Below are 19,246 nucleotides of genomic sequence, written 5' to 3' on the forward strand. Positions count from 1 at the left end.
GGATGCGCAAGTCCTTCTGGAATATAAGCCGGGCGAAGAAGCACAGGGTTTGGTATTCGATCCGCCGTTGGGGCAGTTGGTGGCGATGGAGGCGGGGAGTACTGCGTTGAGCTGGTCTATCTCCACCCAGGAGACCCAGATTGACCCGTTTGTTTTGCAATTCGATATGCCGCTGATGAGCGGGATGCCGAAGTCTCCGCCCTTGCCGGGGCAAATAAGTCAGCCGGAGTTTGAGAACACGTTTGACGAAGTTCCAGTGACTTTTGGAGGCAGTGCCTATCCCTGCCATGGCGCAAGGCACACCTTTACCGTGCGACCGCACTCCTCCAGCCAGTTTCTGAATAAAAATGTAAAACTGGTATGGAGCGGGGAGCCCGCCGCAGATCTCGGTGTGGTGATCACCCCCCCATTGCACACTCCCCAGTTGCTGGGCCCGGAGGGCGTGACGTGGCAGTTGAATTTCTTGAATACGACCCAGGATGCGGACTTCTCCTTGCACATGGAAGCCGTGGAGTCGGGGGAGACGACTGAGGTATTGGCCATGTCATTGGGCAATAACCTGGTAAAGGTTGAACGTTGGACGACGAGACTGAATACGGACAGCTCAACGACGAGTCCGCCACCTGATCGTATAAAGAGCATTCGTGCCCGTTCTCGGTATTCGAATAAAGTCGCCGCCGGGCTTGAGGTACTCGTCAACGGAGGGCCTTACGGCATTCGCACCGATGAACGCGGTGAGGCTTCAATAGGCGAATTTGGAGACGATAATTTTCATTTGTCGATCCGTAACCGTTACGACGGAAGTACGGTCTGACAACGCTTCTGAGGTTCTACAAATTCCCCGCCTTCTTCCACCCCAGATACAACGTCACCAGCTCGGCCCCCAACTCCCCGGGCCGGGCTTGCAGCACCGCCACCCCATGGGCACTCAAGCGCTCATGCAGTTCGGCCCGGGCGTTCAAATAATCCACTGTCCCGCAATAGGTCAGGGCTTCGGGCAGGGTTTGCACCGGTGCCTGGCGTAAGCGGTCGAGTGCCTCTTCCCGCAGGCTCGCCACCAGAACCCGATGCTGTTGGCCCAGGCGTTTGACGGCGGCCAGCAGCTCCTCATCGTCTTCATCGCGAAGGTTGGTCACCAGCACCACCAGGGCTCGGCGCTTTTGCCGGGTCAGCAGTTGGGTGACGGCGGCCTGGTAGTCGGCCGGGCGTTGGCTGCTGTCCAGGTCGTACACGGTGTTGAGCAACACGTTGAGTTGACCGGTGCCTTTGACCGGTGCGAGGTAGCGTGGCTGTTCGCTGGCGAAGGTGCTCAGGCCCACGGCGTCACCCTGGCGCAGCGCGGTGTAGCTGAGCAGCAGGCAGGCGTTGAGAGCGTGGTCGAAGTGCGCCAGCTCGCCGTCCTGGCTGCGCATGCGCCGGCCACAATCGAGCATGAAGATGATCTGCTGGTCGCGCTCGTCTTCGTACTCCCGGGCAATCGGTGTGCGATGGCGGGCAGTGGCCTTCCAGTCGATCTGGCGCAGGCTGTCGCCTTCGCGAAATTCGCGCAGTTGATGAAACTCCTGCCCCTGGCCGCGCCGTTGGCGCTGGCGGATACCCAATTGGCTGAGCCAGTTGTCCACCGCCAGCAGTTGACCGTCGTAGAGCCTGGCGAAATCCGGGTAGACGCGGGTGTGGTCGAGGGCGTCCAGCAGACGTTTGCCGGCCCACAGGCCCAATGGGCTGGGCAGGCTGATTTCGCAGTGTTCAAAGCTGAAGTGACCGCGCTTGAGCGGGCGCAGGCGGTAGCCAACCTGGCTGTGTTGACCGGGTTGCAGCTCGACCGACAAGGGGAGGCTTTCGAAGTCCAGGCCGTCGGGGACGTGATCGAAGACCTGAACATTCAGCGGCTGCGCAAAGTCATGGCTGATCTGTAGCCGCACTTCGCTCCAGCGACCCAGTGCCAGGCTGCCGGGCATCTGCCGTTGCACCCGGGGCGAGGGCAAGCGCTTGAGGCGTACGGCATCAAGTATTGCCAGGGCCAGAAGGGCCAGCAGCAACCCCCAGTGGATCGACAGCAACATCGATGGAACCGCAACGCCCAGCGCCCGCAACGCGCCCAGCACGATGCCGAGGGCCAGCAGAATGGCGAGCCAGGTCAGCAGTAGGCGCGCGGGTTTCATGGGGGCGTTCCCTTGGAGAAGGTATTTGCTTTGGTAAAAGAGTTTGCCGCCAAGAGGTTTCCTGTGGCGAGGGAGCTTGCTCCCGCTGGACGCGTAGCGTCCCCTTGCGGTGTGCCAGGCAAAACCAGGGGGCTGCTTCGCAGCCCAGCGGGAGCAAGCTCCCTCGCCACAGAAAGCGGTCTTGCCTCAAGAAGTGCTCTTGGCACAGGCCGCCTCCTCACAACCGCGGCGCCGGCACTTGATCGAGCAGTTGCCCCAGCACCTGATCCACCGAAAGCCCTTCGATGTCCAGCTCCGGTGCCAGCCGCACCCGGTGGCGCAGCACGGCCAGGGCGCAGCCCTTGATGTCATCCGGCACCACGAATTCGCCGCCGCGCAACAATGCCCGGGCCCGGGCGCAGCGCACCAGGGCAATCGAGGCACGCGGCCCGGCGCCCAGGGTCAGGCCCGGCCAACTGCGGGTGGTGCGGGCCAGGCGCACGGCGTAGTCGAGCACCTGATCGTCCATCGGCAGGTCACTGGCGATGCGTTGCAGCGCTTGCACGTCCTTGGCCTGCAACACCGTGCGCAACGGTTGTACATCGAGCATGTCGGCCCGGGTCGAACGGCTGACCTGACGGACCATGTTCAATTCCTGGTCGGCGTCGGGATAGTCCATGCGCACTTTGAGCATGAAACGGTCGAGCTCGGCTTCCGGCAGCGGGTAGGTGCCTTCCTGTTCGATCGGGTTCTGGGTGGCGAGCACCATGAACGGTTGGGCGATGGGCAAGGCGCGACCTTCGAGGGTGACCTGGCGTTCCTGCATGGCTTCGAGCAGCGCCGCCTGGGTCTTGGCCGGGGCGCGGTTGATTTCGTCGGCCAGCAGCAGGTTGGTAAACACCGGCCCCTTGCGCAGCTTGAACTGCTCGGTTTGCAGGTCGTACACCGCGTGCCCGGTGACGTCGCTGGGCATCAGGTCGGGGGTGAACTGGATGCGCGCGAATTCGCCGCCGAAACAGCGTGCCAGGGCGCGCACCAGCAGCGTCTTGCCCAATCCTGGAACCCCTTCGAGCAAGACGTGCCCGCCGGCGATCAGGGCCGTGAGCACATCGTCGATCACCGCGGCCTGGCCGACCACCGCCTTGTGCAGCTCGGTGCGAATAGCCTGGGCCAGTTGACTGGCGCGCTGGCGCTGTTGGGCGGCGTGGGTCTGGCCGCCGGCAGGTTCGTTCTCTTCAGTCATAAGGCATTCCTGAGGGTTTGCAGATGGGCGACCTGACGGCAGAACTCAGCGCTGGACATGCGCTGTTGCGGTCGGGGGCTTAAGGCCTGGCTGATGGCCCGCGTGGGTTGGCGGGTCAGACGGGCGAGCACTTGCCACTGTTCGGCCACGGCCAGTTGTTCGAAACCGGGATGCAGATGGCGTGCCCGGCGCAGCACGTCCTGTTGCAAGCTGTGCAGCAGATGCTGACGGCCATTGTGTCGTAGATGAAAACCGGCGCTGGCCTGCACGTGTTCCTCCAACTGGCGCCGCGCCTTGGGAGCCGGTTGTTGCAGCGGGCCCTGACGCACCGCCGAACGCCAGAGCCAGAGGGCGATCAAGGCCAGCAGCGCCACCAAGGCCTGGGGGAAATAACGCAACAACAGGGCCAGCAAGTTGTCGTGGTCGATGTCGTACAGCAGCGTCACGTGGGTGTCGGCGCTCAAATACCAGAGCAGCCAGGCGTTGTCGTATTGGTCGATATGGTCGTTCTTCCACAGCTCGGCGTCGGTGAGCACGGTGATTGAGCCCAGGCCGTGGTTGAGCTGCATCATGTGGGTCGCCAACGCGCTGTTGGCCCAGGCCTGGGCGAGGTTTTGCGGGTCTTCGAGGTGGAAATCGGTGTCGAAGCCCACATACGCGGGTGCTTCTTCGTCCTCCAGGTACAGCTTGGTCAGCTTGGGGTAGCGATCCTTGATGAGTTCGGGCTCCGGCGCCTTGAGGTCCTTGCTCAGGAATTGACGCAGGCGCACACGGTCCAGCAATAAGTCGCCGCTGCTGGCGGTACTGTTATCCCACAAGGCTTCGGCGACAAACAGCAATCGTCCACCGGCCTGGGCCCAGTTCATCAACTGGTCGACTTCCCGTGGGGTCATGTGGGTGCGTTCACCCAGCAACAGCAGGCTGCGCTGATCGGGCTCAAGGTTGGGCAGGACGTCCAGATTATTGGCGTGCTCGACGTTTATGCCCTGCCGGCGCAGGAAATGTTCGGCGGCCAGGTAGGGATTGGCCTGGGCCTCGGGGGAGGGGCCGTGATCGATGGTTTCCTGATAGGGCACCGCCTTCAGGAACAGATAGAGGCCCAAGACGCAGAGCAGCGCGGCCACCCCGGCGCCGACCAACAACCCTGCGCGGCGATTCATCGAGACGCCTCCGGCCCGAACAACCCGCGCCAGTCATCGCACAGTTGCTGTTGCAGATGGGGTGGCGGCGGGCGATGGCCGTATGCAATGTTTTGCCAGTGCTGAGTCAGGTGTTGGCTGAACGTCAGCAGGCGTTCATGCTCAAGCTGTTCGATGCGTTGCAGCACCTGGCCTTCGGTGTCGGCCGGCTTCAAGGGAAGCGCAAAGTCATGATGCAACCGGCTGAGCAAGGCCCGATACAGCAGCCCCAGGGCCTGGCGAGGGTCAGCGGCCCATAGTTGTTCCACGCTGGTGGCCACGTCGTCCGGCAGGCTTTCTTCGCGAATATCCAGACCGAACATCTGCGCCGGCATCGGTCGTGCCGCGGGTGGGCGTTTTGTCGGTCGCAGATTCACCAAGGCCCTGAGCCTTTCCCGGTAGCGCCAGGCTAGCCAGGCAATCGCCGCCACCAGGCAGGCCCACAGTACGATCTGGATCAGCGCGGCGGCGATGTCGAAGCGTTGGCCGCTGATCCATTTGAACCATGCCTTGAGCCAGCCCGGCGCTTCGTCGGTCTCGGCCGATTCGGCGGTTTCTTCACCCAGTCGATAGCGGGTGAGCGTTTCCGGGTTCTTGAACGGCGGAGCCTGGAGGATCGCCTTGATGCTGTCCCTGGAGGCTTCGCTGGTAAGAGGTTGGTTGAGCAGCCGCGGGCTGTCGGGGCCGGTGTTGTCTTCGGTGGCCCAGGCCGGCGGTGCCAGCGGCACCAGCAGCAGTGCCAGCAGCATCAGCGCGGGGGCGGTGCTGCTCAGGCGTTGGCGCAGGCGTCGGAACACCAGTTCAATGTCCCAGGCTTCGAGTATCGTGCGCCGGTTCAGGTAGAGGCTGAAACCGCAGGCGACATACACCGGCTCCCAGATGATCAGCAGCAGGGGATACAACAAGTTGATCAGGTGTTCGAGCCACAACCAGTCGTGCTCGGCGACGGCGATCAGCGTCTGCCAGTTCCATTGCAGCTCTACCTGTTGCGGCACGAGCAGGTAGAACAGGGCCATGAGGCCGAACCACAAGGCGATCTCCAGGTGGACGCCGATCACGGTCAGCCATTGCGCTGCGCCACGGTTGCGTTGCAGCAGCACCCGCAAGCGCTGTTCACGCGCCTCGCCGTCGAGTCCTTCGAGTTGCACCACGGGCATCAGGAAGCTGCGACTCAGGCTCAGCCGTCGCCAGGTCAGGCTTGCCAGCAACTGGGGCTTGAGCAGCGCGGGCCACTGGCGCAAGGCCTGTTTCAGCGTCGGTGTTTCGCCGAACAGCGCCTTGGACAAAATGTACAGGGGCAAACGGTCAAAGGCCGGTTTCAACCACCAGAACAGGAACATCGCCAGAGAGGGCGAATCCCACAGCAGCAGGGACAACAGCGCAAACACCGGCAGCGTGATGACGGCCCAGCTGGTCATCAGCAAACGTCGATGCTGCTGGCTCATCAACACGCCCAGGTCCATGGCTTCCCAGGTGGTGCGCGGGCGGATGACCACGGTGGCATCACTCAGACGCATGGCGGGCCCGTCCGGCAAACACCAGATAACTGATCACCAGAAGCCACAACAAGGCGCCGACCGTGTATTTGGTCGCGGCTGTCACGGCGCTGGAGGACCAGTACGCTTCGATGAACGCGGCAATCAGCAGCAACAGCATCACGCCGCCGACCATCAGCACACTTTTGCCGGCGGCGATCCGCAAGGCCTCGCCTCGGGTGAGGCGCCCCGGTGCGATCAACGCCCAGCCCAGTTGCAGGCCGGCGGCGCCGGCCAACGTGATGGCGGTGAGTTCGAAGGCGCCGTGGCCGATCACGAACGACCAGAACGTCCCACCCGAGCCGATCTGGGTCAGGTGCCCGGCCACCGCACCAATGGTCAGGCCGTTGAAAAACAGGAAGAACGCGCTACCCAGGCCAAACATCAAGCCACTGGCGAATGTCTGAAAGGCGATGCCGATGTTGTGCATGATGTAGTAGCCGAACATGACCCAGTCCTGGCTGGCGGCCCGTTCGATCGAACGCCCCAGGTGCCCGCTGGCCGGGTCGTACATGCCACGTATCTGGCTGACTTCCTCGACGCTCAACAGGCTGTAGACCAGCTCGGGAAACAGATAGACCAGCAGCCCGATGCCGATCAGGCTACCCATGAACATCGCTCCGGCGGCCAGTACGAAACGCCATTGTTCCCGCACGAGTCGGGGGAAACCGGCCAGGATGAAAGTCGAAAGGCCGGTCGATGGCCGGCTGCGATCCCGATAGAGTTGCTGGTGACCGCGCAGCGCCAACTGCTGCAGCGTGTCGACCAACAGGCTGCTGTAACCCCGTGCCTGGGCCAGCGCCAGATGCTGACAAAGCCTGCGGTAGGCAGGAGGAAAGTCACTGCTTTGGGGCACGTTACGACTGCGCTCCAGTTGATCGAGTTGTCGGGACAGTCGGTCCCATTCGCCTTGGTGGCGGCTTTCGAACAGGCTTTGTTTCATGTCGGCCCCAGCAGGCCACGGGCGATGCCATTGAGTTCGGCCACGGCTCTGGGGGCCTGGACGTTCAGTGGCGCGGCCAGGATGCTCGCCAGTTCGTTGACCCGCGCTTCGGACAGTTCAGCCTGGCGTTCAGCGAAACCCAGCACGGCGCGTTGCTCGTTCAGGCTCAGGGTAAAGGGCGGTCGTATCGACTGCGCCAGGGGCAGCGCGGGACGTTTGACCGGTTGCTCGCGATACACCACCAGGGTGTCGGCGGCCAGGTCTCCCAGGCGTTTGAAGGCAGGATGTTGCAGGCAACTGATTGCCCCGAAGGTGTAGCCGAAGGGTAGCATGTCGACAAAACGCAGCAGGTTGCGGATCAGTGAAGCGGACCAGCCGATAGGCCTGCCGTCGTCCTGCACCACTCGCAACCCCATGATCTGCTTGCCGGGGGAGCGCCCCTGGTTCAGCACCTCGAACAGCACCATGTACCACCAACTGACAACGAACAGCAGGATGGAGCCCAGGCCAATGCCCAGCTCACCAAAAAACGCCAGGATGATGAACACCAGCCCCAGGACCAGCCCGCGTATGCCCAGGTCGATGGCAAAGGCCAGCGCACGAGGCATCAACCCCGCCGGGCGCAGCGGCAGGTCGATGCCTTCGGGCGTTTCAACCTGATACCGCGTATCGAGTGGCGGGGGCAGCTTCGCGTTCCTTTGCAGTGCTGGTCTCTCGAGCATGGGCAACCTGAGTGATGGGCCGGTTCGAACGTTCAGTCTCGGTCCCGATGCTAGCAGTCTTCGTGCGGGCAAACGACATAACTATGTATGTCATTTCATGGCTTGCCACAGGATTCAGGACCCGAACACAAAAGCAGATCCCCTGTGGGAGCGAGCCTGCTCGCGATGACCGCGGCACATTCAGCATTGCCGTTTCAGGCAGACCGCTATCGCGAGCAGGCTCGTTCCCACAGTTCTGATTGACGATGTTCACGTATTTTGCACCCGCCACACATCCCCTGTGGGAGCGAGCCTGCTCGCGATGACCGCGGCACATTCAGCATTGCCGTTTCAGGCAGACCGCTATCGCGAGCAGGCTCGCTCCCACAGTTTTGATTGACGGTGTTCACGCATTTTGCACCCGCCACACATCCCTTGTGGGAGCGAGCCTGCTCGCGATGACCGCGGCACATTCAGCATTGCCGTTTCAGGCAGACCGCTATCGCGAGCAGGCTCGCTCCCACAGTTTTGATCGGGGTGTTCACTGATCCGGTGTCCGCCTCAGATCCCCCTTTGGATTTCAAAACTCAGGCAGCGCTGGCCGCAGGTGGGCTCGAAGGCCTAGACTTCGCCAGTCTTCAACCCAGGAACGCCCCGTGACTTCTATCTTCTGGTACGACTACGAAACCACCGGCATCAACCCGCGTTGTGACCGGCCCTTGCAAGTGGCGGGGATCCGTACCGATTTCGAACTCAATGAAATCGACGAGCCGGTGAACCTGTATTGCCAGCCCAGCGAGGACATCCTGCCGCATCCGGCGGCTTGTGCGATCACCGGCATTACCCCGCAATGCCTGGCCGACAAAGGCTTGACTGAAGCCGACTTCATGACCCGTATCCACGGGCAACTGGCCGCGCCCGGCACCTGTGGCGCCGGTTACAACACCCTGCGCTTCGACGACGAAATGACCCGCTATAGCCTCTATCGGAATTTTTTCGACCCGTACGCGCGCGAGTGGCAGGGCGGCAATAGCCGCTGGGACCTGATCGACCTGGTGCGCGCCGCCTATGCGCTGCGCCCCGAAGGCATTGTCTGGCCGCAAGAGGAGGGCCGCGTGACCCTCAAGCTGGAGCGCCTGACCGCCGCCAATGGTATTGACCACGGCCAGGCTCACGATGCGTTGTCGGACGTGCGCGCGACGATCGCCTTGGCCCGTCTGATCCGCCAGAAACAACCCAGGCTTTACGAGTGGCTGTTCCAACTGCGCAGCAAACAGAAAGTCATGGATCAGATCCGCCTGTTGCAGCCTATGGTGCATGTTTCCGGGCGTTTCTCGGCCGCGCGCAACTACATCGGGGTAGTTTTACCATTGGCCTGGCACCCGAAAAATCGCAATGCCCTGATTGTCTGTGACTTGCACCTGGACCCGCTGGGTTTGCTGGACCACGATGCTGAAACCCTGAGGCAACGTTTGTATACCCGCCGTGAAGAACTGCTCGAAGGCGAGTTGCCGGTGCCTCTCAAACTCATTCATATCAACAAGTGCCCGGTGGTCGCGCCGCTCTCGGTGCTGCGTGCCGAGGACCAGCAGCGGCTGCAACTGGACATGGACGTTTATCAGGAGCGTGCGCTGCGGCTAACTGACGCACAGCAAGTTTGGCAGGACAAACTTCAGGCCATTTATGGTCGCGAGGATTTCACGGCCAGTGAGGATCCCGAGCAGCAGTTATACGCAGGCTTCATCGGCGACCGCGATCGTCGATTGTGCGAGCAAGTCCGCATGGCTGACCCTGCTCAATTGGCTTCAGAACACTGGCCTTTTGATGATGAGCGTTTACCGGAGTTATTGTTCAGATATCGCGCGCGCAACTTCCCTGAGACCTTGACCGGCGAAGAGCAGGAGCGTTGGAGACTTTTCTGTCAGCAGCGTTTGTCCTCCCCGGAATGGGGGGCGCCTAATACCTTGCAAAGTTTTGATGAGGCGATGGAGGAATGGATGGCCGTTTCCACGCCATTGCAGCGCGAGGTACTCATAGAGTGGCAGGGCTACAGCCAGCAATTGCGTAAACGTTTAAGCCTTTGAGTGGCGATGAAGTGGGTAAATCGCAGGCATAAAAAAACGCCAGCAATCGCTGGCGTTATTCTGTTCGCATAAAGCGGCGCGAACCGGTGAGGCTTAGCCCAGCAGGGTTGCCCAACCTTCAACCACGTCACCGCCCCACTTGGCTTTCCACTCTTTCAGAGTCTTGTGGTTGCCACCTTTGGTTTCGATGACTTCGCCGTTGTGCGGGTTTTTGTATTGCTTAACTTTGCGAGCGCGTTTGGTGCCGGTAGTTTTTACGGCGCCACGGGTTGCCTTGCTCGATTTGGCTTCTGGATCCAGCATAGCAATGATGTCACGCAGCGATTTCTGGTATTCGCCCATCAGCGTGCGCAGTTTGCCTTCGAATTCCAGTTCTTTCTGCAGCTTGTCGTCTTTGGACAGAGCTTTCAGGCGTTCTTGCAGTTCTTTGATTGCTTCTTCGGTGCTGCGGTATTCATTGATCAAGGACATGAGGACTACCTTATGTAGGACGCGGGTGACAAGGAGACAGTGAGGCAATAGTAATCAGACAGTTTCATCAAGTAAACATTTAACCGATGTTTTATTTAATTAATTAGTGCAGCCTCGCAAAAACGGCGTTGCAGTTAAATACTGAAACACAGTCTTCACATCTGCTCACAAATATAGCGTGTTGCCAAAGGTCCGGCCCATTGCTGCCCGGGCAGACAAATGTGCGCGGCGTGTCATCGATACTGCAGTTTTGCCGCGCAATGGCTAGAATGGCCGCCTTTGTGAAGTTCTGGAGTTCCCCTAATGCGCACTTTTCGGCTGGTGATCGCTTGCCCGGACCGCGTCGGCATCGTTGCTAAGGTCAGTAATTTTCTGGCGTCCCATAATGGTTGGATCACTGAAGCGAGCCATCACTCGGACACTCACAGTGGCTGGTTTTTCATGCGTCACGAAATTCGTGCCGACTCGCTTCCCTTCGGCATCGAAGCCTTTCGTGAGGCATTCGCACCGATTGCCGAAGAGTTTTCGATGGACTGGCGAATCACCGATACCGCGCAAAAAAAACGCGTGGTGCTGATGGCCAGCAAAGAATCTCACTGCCTGGCAGATTTGCTGCACCGCTGGCACAGCGATGAGCTCGATTGCGACATTGCCTGTGTCATTTCCAACCATGACGCCTTGCGCAGCATGGTGGAGTGGCACGGTATCCCTTATTACCACGTTCCGGTCGACCCACAGGACAAGCAGCCGGCGTTTGCCGAAGTTTCGCGGCTGGTCAAACAGCACGACGCCGAGGTGGTGGTGCTGGCCCGCTACATGCAAATCCTGCCGCCTTCCTTGTGCAGCGAATACGCGCACAAGGTCATCAATATCCACCACAGCTTCCTGCCGTCGTTTGTCGGTGCCAAGCCGTATCACCAGGCCTCGATGCGGGGTGTGAAGCTGATTGGCGCCACCTGCCACTACGTGACCGAAGAGCTGGACGCAGGGCCGATCATCGAGCAGGACGTTGTGCGCGTCAGCCACAGCGACAGCATCGAAGACATGGTGCGTTTCGGCCGTGACGTGGAAAAAATGGTACTGGCGCGCGGCTTGCGTTATCACCTGGAAGACCGAGTGCTGGTGCACGGCAACAAGACCGTGGTGTTCTGACTACACTGCAAAGGGCCTGGGCGAGTGATCACCAGGCCCTTTTTTCATGAGGTTCGCCATGACCGATCCATTGGACAAAGCCACCTCCCGAGCCCCGGCGACCCTGGGTGAGGGGTGCCTGAGCCGTTACGATCCTGAAGCGTTGAGCCCGGAGGATGGCACGGAGTTTCCCGACGCTGCGCAACTGTGGAAACAAATGCACCCCGAGGACGAACCAGCGCCTGCAAAGCCTGAAAGCGGTGAAGTCTAAATAGGAGTCACGCCTGTCGCAGCTTGATCAGTTTCTTGATCAATGGTCGCCCGACCATCAAAAAGAACACGGGGCCACCGGCGACCAGATAAAAGTAATAGGTCACCGCCCGCCAGATCAGAATCGCCGCTGCCGCCGTGGATTTGCCCACCATGGGCGCCAGCAGCGCCGCCGAGGTCAACTCTGCCGCCCCGGCGCCACCGGGCAGCAGGCTGAACTGCCCTGCGCTCAAGGAGAGCATCTGGATCAGAAAGCTCCAGGCCCACTGCAAATCCGCCCCCAGTCCTCTCAACGCCAGATACAACACGCTGTAGCGCAGGGCCCAGTGAAGGCAGGTCAGGCCGAAGACCTGGAACAGGGTCTGACGGGGCAATTTCAGGGTGTCGGTAAATGCCGCCAGAAAGTGCAGGATCTTGCGTCCCCAGCGTTGGCGAGTGGCGGTCTTTACCCGCAGATGTCGCAATAACCGAGCGCCCAGCAGAATCAGTTTGCGGTGGTAGCGGGCCACCAGCACGCAGCCGAACAGTCCGCCAAACAACGAGAAGGCACTCAATGCCAGCATCCATTCGATGCTCTGGCTCAGGTTCTGGAACAAGGCATAAAACAGGATGCCGACCAAGGCGCAGAGGAAAAACAGCAGATCGCTCAACTGATCCATGGCAAACACCGCGCTGCCATGGGCCGGACGCACGCCGTTGCGCGCCAGCAACGCCATCAGCGTCAGCGGCCCGCCACTGCCGCCGGGCGTGGCACACATGGCGAACTCGGTAGACATGACGACGCCAATGCTTTTCAGCCGGCCGACGCGCCCGCGGTGTTCACCCAGCAGCAAACGCAGGCGCACGGAGTTCAAGCCCCAGCACAGGACAATCATGCCGAGCATGGTCAGCAGCAGTGACAAGGGAAAGCGCTGCACCCGCGACCACATCTCCCCGCCACCCATCAACCACGGCACCAGTAGCGCCAAGAGCAAGGCGGCGCCCAGCCATATCAGCCGTTTCATGCCGCGTCGCTGACCCGCAGGCCCTGGGTCGCCAGCCATTGGACCTTGGTCATCGGCACGCGGCCGTCGTTGAGCAGACGTTCGAGGGTGCGCAACCAATAATCCCGGGAGAACCCATGGCGCATGTCGACGGGATGCAGGCCAAGGCGAATGACTGGCGCCTGACGCCAGCGCTGTTCACGTTGATCATTGATGACTTTGGAAAGGCCACGGCGCCAGGCGCTGCGGGCGCTCCATACCAGTCCCGGAGCGTCGATCGGGGTGAAGTCCGGCAAGCGATAGAGATGCTGGGGATCGCTGGTGTAACTCAGTGGCAACTGGCGCAGTGCCTGGCGCGTGCCTTCGCTCATGAGCCAGGCCGGAGCGACGAAACCCTCCAGTGGCCACTGATAGCGCTGGAAGGTTTCGACACCCGCGCGCAGGCGGGCGAGGGCCGCCTCCTCGGACAGGCTGTAAAACTCGCCTTCGTGGGTATACACCCGGCGCATGAACCAGTCCTTGGGATGAGTCGCCGGCGGACCGTCGTCGCAATGGTAGTAGCCGTGCAGCACCAATTCGTCGCCGCGCTCGACCCGGTTGTCGAGCAGGCGCCGAAAACCTGGGTGATCCTCCAGCGCGTTGGCGTGGTGAAAGTCCGGCACCACCAGCCAGGTCATTGGCACCTGGCCGAGGGCGTCGACAGCTTCGACGAAGGGCTGGTAGTCGGGCCAGGTTTGCGGCGCCACGTCATGCAGCACCAACAGTAGGCTGGGCGATTGATTCATCGACACGGACTTCACCTCAACCATTGGCCAACAGGGGCAGTTGTTCACCCAGGACGCTGTGGTAGTGGCCCAACAGGCTGTTGACCACCGAGTCCCAGGCGTAGTGACGCTCAACGTGCTGGCGCGCCAGCACACCGCGTCGCTGACAGCCTTCGGCAAACAGCTGCCGCACGGCGTTGGCCATGGCCTGTGGATTGTCGGGCGTGCATAGCAGGCCGCAGTCTTCGTGGACGATTTCGGTGAAGGCCCCGGCCGCCACCGCCACCACGGGGATACCGCTGGCCATGGCTTCGAGGATCACCAGGCCGAAGGTTTCCTGGTCACCGGCATGCACCAGGGCATCGGCGCTGGCCATGAGCCGGGCAACTTGCGGCGCCGGACAGAACTCATCGACCACCGTAACGTTGTCCGGCACCACGGCGGGCATGGACGAACCCACCAGCAGCAGGTGGTAACGTTCGCCCAGGCGTTTCATGCACTTGAGCAGCACCGGCAGGTTTTTTTCCCTGGAACCGCGACCGGCGAAAATCAGCAGGCGCGTGTCTTCGGCAATTCCCAGTTCGGCACGCAGTTCCGGGTCGCGGGCGGCGGGGTTGAAGGTTTGCAGATCCACGCCCAAAGGCTGCACGTAGACGTTCTTGACCCCCAGCCCGATCAACTTGTCGGCCATGACCTGGCTCGGCGCCAGGACCCGGTCGAAATTGCCGTACAACTTGCTGACATAGGCTTCGATGTTGGGCGTGAACCAGTTGCCCATGCGGTTGCTGACCAGCAGCGGCAGGTCGGAGTGATAGAAACCGATCACCGGCACATCGAGCTGGCGCCGGGCATCCAGGGCAGCCCATGCGGTGAGGTAGGGATCGCCGACTTCAATCAGGTCCGGTTGTAAATCACGCAGGACATTGCGCCAGGGCGCCAGGCGAAGCGGGAAGCGGTAGCCCTTGCCGAAAGGCAGGGCGGGGGCCGGAACCTTATAGATCCCGTCGTGCTCGCTCAGATGCGCGCCAGGGATCAACAGACTGTGACGAATTCCGGGCCGATCACTCAGGCGCCGGTGCTTGGCATCCAGATAAGTGCGCACGCCGCCGCTGGCGGGGGCGTAGAACATGGTTATGTCCGCTATGTGCACGATGAACATCCCTCCGGTCTGTATTCTCCTTTGTTGACCTTTAGTAAGAATAGATGTTCGGTTGGGGTTGTGGGCGGCGGAATGTCTGTCAGCGGTGTGTCGTTTGAGAGGGGCCTATCGCGAGCAGGCTCGCTCCCACCATGGATCTGTGTTGTGCACAAAACCCCGTGGAAGCGAGCCTGCTGGCGATGACGTCAGATGCGGAAACTGCCCACCAGTTGCTTCAACCGCGCCGCTTGCTGCTCAAGGTCTGAGCAGGCGCGCAATGTCGATTGCAGGTTCTCCACGCCTTCCTGGTTCAGCGTGTTGATCTCGGTGATGTCCACGTTGATGGATTCCACCACGGCCGTCTGCTCCTCGGTGGCGGTGGCCACTGACTGGTTCATGCCATCGATTTCACCGATGCGCTGGGTCACGCTGTTCAGGCGCTCGCCGGCCAGGTTGGCGATTTCCACGCTTTCCTGGCTGTGGCGCTGGCTGTCGTTCATGGTCGTGACCGAATCCCGGGCGCCGACCTGCAACTCCTCGATCATGGTCTGCACCTGTTGCGCCGATTCCTGGGTGCGGTGGGCCAGGTTGCGCACTTCATCGGCCACCACGGCAAACCCGCGCCCGGCCTCACCGGCCCGGGCTGCCTCAATTGCAGCATTGAGGGCCAGCAGGTTGGTTTGCTGGGAAATGCTGGTGATCACCTCCAGGATCTGGCCAATGTTCACGGTTTTGCTGTTCAGCGATTCAACGTTGCTGCTTGAGGCACTCAGCAAGTCGGACAAGCGATTCATCGCGGCAATGCTGCGATCCACCACTTGTTGACCATCCTTGGCCAGGCCACGGGCGTCGCTGGCCTGATGGGAAGCTTGCGCTGCATTGCGGGCGATTTCCTGAGCAGCAGCGCCTAATTGATTGATGGCCGCGGCCACGCTGTTGGTGCGACTGGCCTGCTCGTCGGAATTGACCATCGAGGAGTTCGACGCGCTCACCACCCGCAAGGCGACTTCGTTGACGTGTTCGGTGGCGGAGGACACTTCGCGGATCGAATTATGGATACGTTCCACGAAACGGTTGAACGCCGTGCCCAGAATGCCGAATTCGTCCTGATTCTGGATCGTCAGACGTTTGGTCAGGTCGCCGTCGCCATCGGCAATGTCTTCCATCGCCCGGGTCATCACATGCAGCGGCTGGATCAGCAAGCGGATCAACATGCTCAGCAGCGCAATGATGAACGCCACGGCAATGACCGTCGCCACGACGGCCGAGGTGCGGAAATCGCTGAGCATCGAGTAGGCCTTGTCTTTGTCCACCGACACGCCGACGTACCAGTTCACCGAGGGCAGGCCCTTGATCGGCGTGAAGGTCACGATGCGCGTTTGGCCATCGACTTCGACTTCGCTGATCTGGTCGCTGATCTTCGGGGTGTTCGTCGGGTAGGCTTCGGCCAGGGTTTTCATGACCAGGGCTTTATCCGGGTGTACCAGAATCTTGCCGTCGGCGCTGATCAGGTAGGCATACCCCATGCCGTCGAAATTCACGGTCTTGAGGTTGTCCACAATGGTCTGCAGGCTCAGGTCGCCGCCCACGACACCGACATTTTGCGTGGCGTTTTTCGAGGCGCTGGCGATGGAAATGATCAGCCCGCCGCTGGCAGCGTCGATGTAGGGTTCGGTCAGGGTCGAGGTGCTGCTGCTTTGTGCGCCTTTGTACCAAGGACGTACGCGCGGATCGAAACCGTCAGGCATCTTCGCATCGGGGCGAATGATGAAACTGCCCTGGGCATCGCCAAGGTAGGACGCCATGAAGGTCGAGGTCAGCGCTTTCTGTTCCAGCAGGTGGGTGACGCTGCTCGGGTCGGGGGTGACGGCGATGTTCTGGGCCAGGTTCTCGATAAGCAGGATGCGGCCGGTCAGCCAGGTCTGAATGTTATTTGCCGTGACAGCACCCATTTCATGCAGGTAGCTGTCCAGGTCGTCACGGATGGCATTGCGTTGCAGGTAATCGTTGTAGGTCGTGAAGGAAGCGAAGGCTGCAATCACGATGAGCGCGGCGGCTATTAGAATTTTATGGCTAAAGCGCAGGTTTTTATTCATGGCACGGGGTCCGCTAAGGTCTTGATACGCTAAGCGTGCTTATATATAAGCGCGCAAAAATGGCTTCATAGTGAAAAAAAGCTGATATTTCCTCCTCTCCTTAGGGAATTATCCGACCTTGTTTCAGTAGGGTCTGTCGCTTTAGATATCGGCCATGCAAGGCCATAGATTAACCACAGGTGACGAAATGCCTGACTCATCGCAACTTGTTATTGGCGCCGACCCTGCCGGCCAACCCATCGCCCAGGCCATGCGCCTGGCCAACCGTCATGGTCTGGTGGCAGGTGCCACCGGCACCGGCAAGACCGTCACCTTGCAACGCCTGGCCGAGACGTTCAGCGATGCCGGCGTTGCGGTATTCGCCGCAGACATCAAGGGCGACCTGTGCGGCCTCGGCGCCGCCGGCAACCCCCAAGGCAAAGTCGCCGAGCGTATCGCCGGCATGTCCTGGCTCGGCCACAAACCCCAGGCTTATCCGGTGACCTTGTGGGACATTCATGGCAAGTCCGGTCATCCGCTGCGCACCACCCTGAGTGAAATGGGCCCGCTGTTGCTCGGCAGCCTGTTGGAACTCACCGACAGTCAGCAATCGGCGCTGTACGCGGCCTTCAAGGTTGCCGACCGCGAAGGCCTGTTGCTGCTGGATCTCAAGGACTTGAAGGCGCTGCTCAATCACCTCAGGGACAACCCTGAGCTGCTGGGGGACGACGCCGCTTTGATGACCACCGGTTCCAGCCAGGCATTGCTGCGGCGCTTGGCCACATTGGAGCAACAAGGCGCGGATGCGCTGTTCGGCGAGCCGGCCTTGCAGCTTGAGGACATCCTGCAACCGGCCAGCGACGGCCGCGGCCCTATCCATTTGCTGGACGCCAGCCGTCTGGTGCATGAAGCACCAAAAGTCTACGCAACGTTCCTGCTCTGGCTGCTGGCCGAGTTGTTCGAGCAATTGCCCGAGCGCGGCGACGCGGACAAACCGCTGCTGGCGCTGTTCTTCGATGAGGCCCATCTGCTCTTTGCCGATACCCCCAAGGCGTTGCAAGAGCGGTTGGAGCAAGTGGTGCGGCTGATTCGCTCCAAGGGCGTGGGGGTGTACTTCGTGACCCAGTCGCCAGGAGACTTGCCGGACGACGTGCTGGCGCAGTTGGGCCTGCGCATCCAGCACGGCTTGCGGGCCTTCACCACCAAGGAGCAGAAATCCCTGCGGGCGGTGGCGGACGGTTTCCGGCCCAACCCGCAATTCGATGCGCTGACAGTGCTGACCGAGCTGGGTATTGGCGAAGCCTTGGTGGGCACTTTGCAGGAAAAGGGCACGCCGCAAATGGTCCAGCGTGTGCTCGTGGCGCCGCCACAATCGCGGATCGGGCCGTTGACCGACGCTGAGCGCGCCGGGCTGATCGCCCGTTCCCCTTTGCAAGGGCGTTATGACAAACCCATTGATCGCGAGTCGGCCTATGAAGTGCTGATGGGGCGCAAGGGCTTGGAGCCTCAGACCGAAGAGGCACAGGGCAAGGCGAGCGCTGAAGAACCGAGTTTCACCGACAAGGCCGGGGAATTTCTCGGTACGGCGGCTGGCCAGGCATTGAAATCGGCAATGCGCCAGGCCGCCAATCAGTTGGGACGGCAACTGGTACGTGGGTTGATGGGGTCGTTGCTGGGGAGCAAAAAGCGCCGATAACCGGCTCGGCACAGTTCAACATTGTGGGAGCGAGCCTGCTCGCGATGGCGATTCAACAGGCGCCAAATGTACCGACTGATCTGCCGCTATCGCGAGCAGGCTCGCTCCCACATTTGATCTGTGTCGTACACAAAATCTGTGTTCACTGAAGATCCCCTGTGGGAGTGAGCCTGCTCGCGATGGCGATTCAACGGGCGCCAAATGTACCGACTGATCTGCCGCTACCGCGAGCAGGCTCGCTCCCACAATTGATCTGTGTCGTACACAAAGTCTGTGTTCACTGAAGATCCCCTGTGGGAGCGAGCCTGCTCGCGATAGCGATTCAACTGGCGACCTGGATGTCAGTCCTTGGGCCGCGCATGCGCCGCCAACCGCTCCAGCGCCGCCCGCAGGTTGGGGTCGGTGATGCCATCCGCCGTGGCCTGGATGGTGGCGGCTGCGTCGGTGGACAAGTCCAGCGTGTGCCCCTTGACGGCGACTTGCACCGTGGGCGGTTGTACCTTGAACAGAATCCGCGTCAGGCCGGCAAATTCCTCGAACGCCTGCAATTGCCTCAGCAGGCGTTTTTGCTGATAGCGCAAGCGCGTGGCCCAGTGACCGTCCGTGACGATCAGCAGCAGGCTGCCTTCGCGCCAGGAGGCCACGTGGCAGTGCTCGCGAGCGGCGGGCTGTAATTGGCTGTCCAGCAGGCGCTGCAAGTGACCCAGTCGTTTGGCGTGGCCGAAGATGGCTTTCAGCGGTTTGGCTTCGCGCAGCAGAACGGCGGGAACCTTGGCTGGAAGAGGGCGAAAGGCCATGAACGAATACCGCAAGTGACAGAGGCACCATGGTAGCAGAAAGCGCCGAGTGCGCCGCGACCGCTCGCCACGGGCGCCCTTGTCCGCGCAATCAAT

General features: G+C 61.1%; 17 protein-coding genes and 1 pseudogene. 5 read left to right on the forward strand and 13 right to left on the reverse strand.

From position 1 onward, the window contains the following. The coding region (locus tag PSEUDOMOFG3G_RS03850) for a hypothetical protein (protein WP_171061323.1) at nt 1-814 on the forward strand (814 nt) is incomplete at its 5' end. Nucleotides 815-830: 16 nt separating this feature from the next. Here PSEUDOMOFG3G_RS03850 and PSEUDOMOFG3G_RS03855 read toward each other — a convergent pair. The 6 genes from PSEUDOMOFG3G_RS03855 to PSEUDOMOFG3G_RS03880 all read right to left on the reverse strand — a co-directional run bounded on the left by PSEUDOMOFG3G_RS03855 (nt 831) and on the right by PSEUDOMOFG3G_RS03880 (nt 7,762). Next, entirely contained in the window at nt 831-2,162 is a 1,332-nt protein-coding gene (locus PSEUDOMOFG3G_RS03855; protein WP_139049269.1) for a DUF58 domain-containing protein, read from the reverse strand. Between the two features lie 217 nt (nt 2,163-2,379). Continuing rightward, nucleotides 2,380-3,384, reverse strand: coding sequence for a MoxR family ATPase (locus PSEUDOMOFG3G_RS03860; RefSeq protein WP_047227100.1), 1,005 nt, complete (start codon nt 3,382-3,384; stop codon nt 2,380-2,382). Next, nucleotides 3,381-4,544: a DUF4350 domain-containing protein gene (locus PSEUDOMOFG3G_RS03865; protein WP_139049270.1), complete on the reverse strand. Its 1,164-nt coding sequence runs from the start codon at nt 4,542-4,544 to the stop codon at nt 3,381-3,383. Before PSEUDOMOFG3G_RS03865 ends, PSEUDOMOFG3G_RS03860 begins: the two co-directional genes overlap by 4 nt. Further along, nucleotides 4,541-6,079, reverse strand: coding sequence for a DUF4129 domain-containing protein (locus PSEUDOMOFG3G_RS03870; protein WP_139049271.1), 1,539 nt, complete (start codon nt 6,077-6,079; stop codon nt 4,541-4,543). Before PSEUDOMOFG3G_RS03870 ends, PSEUDOMOFG3G_RS03865 begins: the two co-directional genes overlap by 4 nt. Next, on the reverse strand, nt 6,066-7,040 hold the full coding sequence (locus tag PSEUDOMOFG3G_RS03875; RefSeq protein WP_076383679.1) for a stage II sporulation protein M: 975 nt from the start codon (nt 7,038-7,040) through the stop codon (nt 6,066-6,068). The genes PSEUDOMOFG3G_RS03870 and PSEUDOMOFG3G_RS03875 overlap by 14 nt, the downstream gene beginning before the upstream one ends. Next, on the reverse strand, nt 7,037-7,762 hold the full coding sequence (locus PSEUDOMOFG3G_RS03880) for an RDD family protein (protein ID WP_139049272.1): 726 nt from the start codon (nt 7,760-7,762) through the stop codon (nt 7,037-7,039). The genes PSEUDOMOFG3G_RS03875 and PSEUDOMOFG3G_RS03880 overlap by 4 nt, the downstream gene beginning before the upstream one ends. Before the next feature lie 635 nt (nt 7,763-8,397). On the opposite strand from PSEUDOMOFG3G_RS03880, the gene sbcB reads away from it, so the two are divergent. Beyond that, nucleotides 8,398-9,825: an exodeoxyribonuclease I gene (gene sbcB / locus PSEUDOMOFG3G_RS03885; protein ID WP_047227095.1), complete on the forward strand. Its 1,428-nt coding sequence runs from the start codon at nt 8,398-8,400 to the stop codon at nt 9,823-9,825. Nucleotides 9,826-9,918: 93 nt separating this feature from the next. Here the strand turns inward: sbcB and mvaT are convergent, their stop codons facing one another. Further along, complete coding sequence (gene mvaT, locus PSEUDOMOFG3G_RS03890) at nt 9,919-10,296, reverse strand: histone-like nucleoid-structuring protein MvaT (protein ID WP_047227094.1); 378 nt, start codon at nt 10,294-10,296, stop codon at nt 9,919-9,921. A 303-nt stretch (nt 10,297-10,599) separates the two neighbouring features. On the opposite strand from mvaT, the gene purU reads away from it, so the two are divergent. Continuing rightward, nucleotides 10,600-11,448 (forward strand): formyltetrahydrofolate deformylase, encoded by an 849-nt coding sequence (purU, locus tag PSEUDOMOFG3G_RS03895; protein ID WP_092393378.1) that lies wholly within the window; start codon nt 10,600-10,602, stop codon nt 11,446-11,448. Nucleotides 11,449-11,506: 58 nt separating this feature from the next. Beyond that, complete coding sequence (locus PSEUDOMOFG3G_RS03900; RefSeq protein ID WP_047227092.1) at nt 11,507-11,698, forward strand: hypothetical protein; 192 nt, start codon at nt 11,507-11,509, stop codon at nt 11,696-11,698. A 7-nt stretch (nt 11,699-11,705) separates the two neighbouring features. Here PSEUDOMOFG3G_RS03900 and PSEUDOMOFG3G_RS03905 read toward each other — a convergent pair whose 3' ends face one another. The 5 genes and pseudogenes from PSEUDOMOFG3G_RS03905 to PSEUDOMOFG3G_RS28295 form a co-directional block, all read right to left on the reverse strand. Next, nucleotides 11,706-12,701 (reverse strand): lysylphosphatidylglycerol synthase transmembrane domain-containing protein, encoded by a 996-nt coding sequence (locus tag PSEUDOMOFG3G_RS03905; RefSeq protein ID WP_139049273.1) that lies wholly within the window; start codon nt 12,699-12,701, stop codon nt 11,706-11,708. Then, nucleotides 12,698-13,465, reverse strand: a complete 768-nt coding sequence (locus PSEUDOMOFG3G_RS03910) for a DUF2334 domain-containing protein (RefSeq protein WP_139049387.1) — start codon at nt 13,463-13,465, stop codon at nt 12,698-12,700. Before PSEUDOMOFG3G_RS03910 ends, PSEUDOMOFG3G_RS03905 begins: the two co-directional genes overlap by 4 nt. A gap of 16 nt (nt 13,466-13,481) precedes the next feature. Then, on the reverse strand, nt 13,482-14,603 hold the full coding sequence (locus tag PSEUDOMOFG3G_RS03915; RefSeq protein ID WP_047227089.1) for a glycosyltransferase family 1 protein: 1,122 nt from the start codon (nt 14,601-14,603) through the stop codon (nt 13,482-13,484). Between the two features lie 185 nt (nt 14,604-14,788). Further along, nucleotides 14,789-15,553 carry a methyl-accepting chemotaxis protein gene (locus PSEUDOMOFG3G_RS28290; protein WP_373685063.1) on the reverse strand — a complete coding sequence of 255 codons (765 nt, stop codon included), beginning with the start codon at nt 15,551-15,553 and terminating at the stop codon, nt 14,789-14,791. A gap of 93 nt (nt 15,554-15,646) precedes the next feature. Next, nucleotides 15,647-16,678, reverse strand: a pseudogene (locus tag PSEUDOMOFG3G_RS28295) (cache and HAMP domain-containing protein); the annotation flags it as partial. A gap of 187 nt (nt 16,679-16,865) precedes the next feature. On the opposite strand from PSEUDOMOFG3G_RS28295, the gene PSEUDOMOFG3G_RS03925 reads away from it, so the two are divergent. After that, nucleotides 16,866-18,353 (forward strand): helicase HerA-like domain-containing protein, encoded by a 1,488-nt coding sequence (locus PSEUDOMOFG3G_RS03925; protein WP_139049275.1) that lies wholly within the window; start codon nt 16,866-16,868, stop codon nt 18,351-18,353. 341 nt (nt 18,354-18,694) lie between these two features. On the opposite strand, the gene PSEUDOMOFG3G_RS03930 is transcribed toward PSEUDOMOFG3G_RS03925, so the two are convergent. Then, nucleotides 18,695-19,150 carry a DUF721 domain-containing protein gene (locus tag PSEUDOMOFG3G_RS03930; protein WP_047227086.1) on the reverse strand — a complete coding sequence of 152 codons (456 nt, stop codon included), beginning with the start codon at nt 19,148-19,150 and terminating at the stop codon, nt 18,695-18,697. Between the last annotated feature and the right edge of the window lie 96 nt (nt 19,151-19,246).

This window comes from Pseudomonas sp. FG-3G, assembly GCF_901007645.1.
GTDB classification, from domain to species: Bacteria; Pseudomonadota; Gammaproteobacteria; order Pseudomonadales; family Pseudomonadaceae; genus Aquipseudomonas; species Aquipseudomonas rhizophila.

Bases quoted from the DNA above. Each gene is read 5' to 3' on its own strand.
- PSEUDOMOFG3G_RS03855 (WP_139049269.1), bottom strand. From the start codon at position 2,162: ATGAAACCCGCGCGCCTACTGCTGACCTGGCTCGCCATTCTGCTGGCC.
- PSEUDOMOFG3G_RS03860 (WP_047227100.1), bottom strand. From the start codon at position 3,384: ATGACTGAAGAGAACGAACCTGCCGGCGGCCAGACCCACGCCGCCCAA.
- PSEUDOMOFG3G_RS03865 (WP_139049270.1), bottom strand. From the start codon at position 4,544: ATGAATCGCCGCGCAGGGTTGTTGGTCGGCGCCGGGGTGGCCGCGCTG.
- PSEUDOMOFG3G_RS03870 (WP_139049271.1), bottom strand. From the start codon at position 6,079: ATGCGTCTGAGTGATGCCACCGTGGTCATCCGCCCGCGCACCACCTGG.
- PSEUDOMOFG3G_RS03875 (WP_076383679.1), bottom strand. From the start codon at position 7,040: ATGAAACAAAGCCTGTTCGAAAGCCGCCACCAAGGCGAATGGGACCGA.
- PSEUDOMOFG3G_RS03880 (WP_139049272.1), bottom strand. From the start codon at position 7,762: ATGCTCGAGAGACCAGCACTGCAAAGGAACGCGAAGCTGCCCCCGCCA.
- mvaT (WP_047227094.1), bottom strand. From the start codon at position 10,296: ATGTCCTTGATCAATGAATACCGCAGCACCGAAGAAGCAATCAAAGAA.
- purU (WP_092393378.1), top strand. From the start codon at position 10,600: ATGCGCACTTTTCGGCTGGTGATCGCTTGCCCGGACCGCGTCGGCATC.
- PSEUDOMOFG3G_RS03900 (WP_047227092.1), top strand. From the start codon at position 11,507: ATGACCGATCCATTGGACAAAGCCACCTCCCGAGCCCCGGCGACCCTG.
- PSEUDOMOFG3G_RS03905 (WP_139049273.1), bottom strand. From the start codon at position 12,701: ATGAAACGGCTGATATGGCTGGGCGCCGCCTTGCTCTTGGCGCTACTG.
- PSEUDOMOFG3G_RS03910 (WP_139049387.1), bottom strand. From the start codon at position 13,465: ATGAATCAATCGCCCAGCCTACTGTTGGTGCTGCATGACGTGGCGCCG.
- PSEUDOMOFG3G_RS03915 (WP_047227089.1), bottom strand. From the start codon at position 14,603: ATGTTCATCGTGCACATAGCGGACATAACCATGTTCTACGCCCCCGCC.
- PSEUDOMOFG3G_RS28290 (WP_373685063.1), bottom strand. From the start codon at position 15,553: ATGGTCAATTCCGACGAGCAGGCCAGTCGCACCAACAGCGTGGCCGCG.
- PSEUDOMOFG3G_RS03925 (WP_139049275.1), top strand. From the start codon at position 16,866: ATGCCTGACTCATCGCAACTTGTTATTGGCGCCGACCCTGCCGGCCAA.
- PSEUDOMOFG3G_RS03930 (WP_047227086.1), bottom strand. From the start codon at position 19,150: ATGGCCTTTCGCCCTCTTCCAGCCAAGGTTCCCGCCGTTCTGCTGCGC.